At 36.7% G+C, this 3,602-nt stretch carries 3 protein-coding genes; all 3 read right to left on the bottom strand.

All coding sequences use genetic code 11. From position 1 onward, the window contains the following. Window positions 1–132, bottom strand: a 132-nt coding sequence (locus tag AB1410_03625; GenBank protein ID MEW6455789.1) for a type II toxin-antitoxin system HicB family antitoxin, incomplete at its 3' end; no start/stop codon positions are given. Between the two features lie 56 nt (window positions 133–188). Next, window positions 189–362, bottom strand: coding sequence for a hypothetical protein (locus AB1410_03620; protein MEW6455788.1), 174 nt, complete (start codon window positions 360–362; stop codon window positions 189–191). A gap of 1,045 nt (window positions 363–1,407) precedes the next feature. Next, a partial coding sequence (locus AB1410_03615) for a hypothetical protein (GenBank protein ID MEW6455787.1) occupies window positions 1,408–3,602 on the bottom strand: 2,195 nt, incomplete at its 5' end.

Below are 3,602 nucleotides of genomic sequence, written 5' to 3'. Positions count from 1 at the left end.
AACTTCTTTTAGATTCTGCTGAAGTTCATCCAATGTTTCAGCTTGCGTGTGCGCACCAGGAATCCCAGGAACTATTGCAACATAGAAGCCCGTTTCGGAGTCTTTTTCAATATAGCCGATAGCTTTAAACATTTAGCACCTCCTCTTAAGGATTATATCAAATTGCAGGGAAGAATCTCTCCAGAGCATCATAGTGACCTGCTGGTGCGGGCAAACCCCTTGTAAAAATGAATTTTGAAGGTTTGACCCTCCCTCAGACCCTGACGCTCGGTTTCTCCCCATTGCAACTGTCTGCCGTCTACAAAATCGGCAATGACTCCAAATCTGAATACTGCCACCCGCTGCTTCATCTCTTCCGTCATCAAAAAACCTCCTTCTTATTGATGAGGAAGATTTACCAGAACGAATACCTTTATGTCGCCGCAACTATTGGGTGGATTCTTAATAACTTGAAATCATTTGCGTTTTATCCTGCCCTCGCTACCGGTATCCTCCCTTGATGCAGTAGTTCATAAAATCCATCAAGAAAGCCCCCTTCAAAATCCATCCCCAGGTGAGCTTTAATATTCCTGCCCAAGGCCCGAAACCAATGCTGCCGGCGCTGACGACTCAACAGAGCATTTGCTCTCCACACTCCGTCTTTTATACGTTTACAAATAGTGCTCAATATCATCGTTGCCGATGCCTGGTATCGTGGCCAGTATCCAAAAGGTCTCAATGTATAAATACAGCCACAGTCTGCACAGACATATCGCCTTAGCGGCAAGGCCGAGGAGTAGCCGTCATAAAGTTTGTCTTTGAAGCCGTGTCCCCAGATTCTTGTGCTACCACATCTTAGACAGGTAGGCGGGCGAGGAAATGGGAATTTCTTGCCAAGCTCAAATAATTGCTTGATACAAACCATCAAAAAAAGGGACAATAAGCCGTACCATGACCAAGGCGGTGGAGCGCTCTCGTCCATTAAACGTAGCAATGCTCCTACCGCTTTGGGTCCTTTCCCATTTGTCAATCCCATTATTTTAATATGAAAAGCTGGAAAGATGGGTCAGCCTATTTCGATTAAACTGCGGCTAATTTGACTGGCTTAATCCACCAAATAACAACATTAAGCTCGTATGTTATTGGGTTGGGTTTATATACAAAACTTTTTGCATATGTTGTTGAACTGTAATCCATAAAGAAAATTGTGAATAATAAAAGCAATTTTTTAAACATTTTTTAATCTCCTTTTTCCCTGCCCACAGTGAGCAGATAACGTTATTGGCGGAAAAGAAGCCTCTTGGTTTGGAACGGTAGTCTTTTCCGACATGTTAGTTGTCGTTGCGGGCATCGTTAAAATAAATAATTTTTGAGTTTTAACTTTTTTCCTTCACCCTTTAGGCTCTTATCTTCCTCTCGGCAGTTTTATCAATCATTCCAAATCCAATCAGAAAAAATTGTTTGCTGTACAAATTTTTCTTCTACCTTATGAATAATTTTAAAAAGAGGTTTTTCCTTCTGACTACTTTTATGAATGCTTTTACAATCCCACGAGTTGAATATATCTGTTAAATGCTGCTTAACACGATCCTTAAATGGTCTTATATCTTTAGGATCCAAAGGGTCTGGTTCTTTAGGATACCAAAGAGTGCACGCAATTTGTTCTCCTTCCTCTCCTTCCAAACTTAAATCTTTTAATTTGGCATTATAATTTAACTTTTCTCGCCTATGAAAGATCCTTCCCCACTCCTGTATGAAATCGCAATACATCAATAAGTATTCAATAGGGTAATCAAAGAAGTTTATCTTTTTTCTCTTTCCCAAACTCTCAGGTAGCTTTCCCCAAACAGGGAAATTATGGAGAGCCATTGCTAAAGCAGCCTCTCTATAAATATCTCGGTCTAGGGTATCTTTGGGAATTTCTTTTAAAAATAGTAGCGAACTTATAACACCGTGATCGTGATTGTCTAATATCTCAGTTCTGAAAAAATGCGAGATATTTCCGCGATCTTCCTCATTTTGACTGAGCATTTTTGCATAATCTCTTATAAATCTATCATACTGAGGATCCTTTATAAAAGAATCCCAAGAAATATGATAATCTAATGAGAAATACTTCCTAAGCCATTCTTCCAGTTTTTCATAGTAATAGGCAATGTCATGAAACATTGCTGCCAGAAACCAAAGTTTTAAGAGATTCTTTTTCTCTTGTGTTAAATCTGTATACTGTAATTGAGATAACTCATTTTCTATATCAACATTAACATTCAAAGTTTTTAATGCATTACATAGGTTTAGGTTGTTGTATGATAGGTCATCTTGCTGAAAAATACCCTTTACAAATTTTATAAATTTTTCATTTCTTTCTAATTTTCTCTTAATCCCAGACCTGTTAAGATTAATCAGAAAGACCATTTTTTCTACTCCCAATAGAGTAATAATACGGTAGCCTGCAAGAAAGACATGAAACTGATGAAGAAAATGTTCTCGATAGTGAGGAAGGCCACGTAGGGTTCTTTCTTCCTCACGAAAACGCTCAGATAATTTTTTTAACTCTTGAGGAATTTGCAATTCATCTTCATTGCATAATTCGTTAAAGAACTTCTCAACACAACTATAGATATACTCATTTTCATTATCGCGCGTGCCAGATTTTAATACTTCATCCTTAAATGATTTAATCTTATCATGGAGATTTTTATCCCATACATTTTCGTCTCTTAAAATCAAATCTAAAATTTCAATTCCACATTCTCTGACATATTTAGATACCCCTGTGGTCCCAAAATAACCAACTGTTCCATAACGAGGGAAATCGGGCAATTCAATAAAATGTTTAATATTGAAGGCCGATCCAATGACAGGGATTTTTGTTTTGTCTTTTTGATTTTTTAACTCAGCGAACCAATCCTTAACACCTTTTTCACCCTTTTCTGTAGCCTCCTTAAGTTTAACCCCTATCTTTTTTAAATTTTCAACATCGTAAACATCTCTTACATTTTTTATATTTTCTTTCTCAGAATTTAAAATCTCTTTAGCACGTGTACTCATTTCTATTATATCTCCTGAGATGTCGCTAAAGATTATGCCATGTGGTGAGCTGTCTATAATCTCTTTGAATAAATCTTTCTGTCTTTTATTTTCAATACAATATGAGATTATATTTGTCCATCTCCTGAAAGTCTCAATTTCGTAGTCTGAGAAGGTTTGGATATCTACCTTTCCTTCGGAATTTAATTTATTCTCAATGGTGAGAACACCTATAACTTCTTCTCTTTCTCCTTCACTAATTAATAGAGGAGCATGAATAACATTGTAAGATTTGCAATCTGAATTCTTGAAAAAAATCAGGTGACCTTTAAACCGTTTCCAATCTTTGTATTCTTTGACTATTTCTTTGGCCCTTTTCAATATAGGTTCTTGCTCTATATCTTTTTCAGTCACAAACTCCCCTGTTGCCATAGCATAAAAATTAATTCTTCTATCCTGTTTATTATTAGCTTCTGGATAATAGATAATGATTTTCTCCGTAATGGCGCACAGTCTCCTTAAACCATACCTTTCCATAACGGATTCAGATTTTTTAAGAACAACATCAGCATAATCTTCATACAAAGGTGTTG

The organism is Acidobacteriota bacterium (genome assembly GCA_040756905.1).
Classification (GTDB): Bacteria; Acidobacteriota; Aminicenantia; order JBFLYD01; family JBFLYD01; genus JBFLYD01.
Note: the sequence above shows the minus strand (reverse complement) of the source record. Positions and strands in the feature narration are given on the sequence as shown.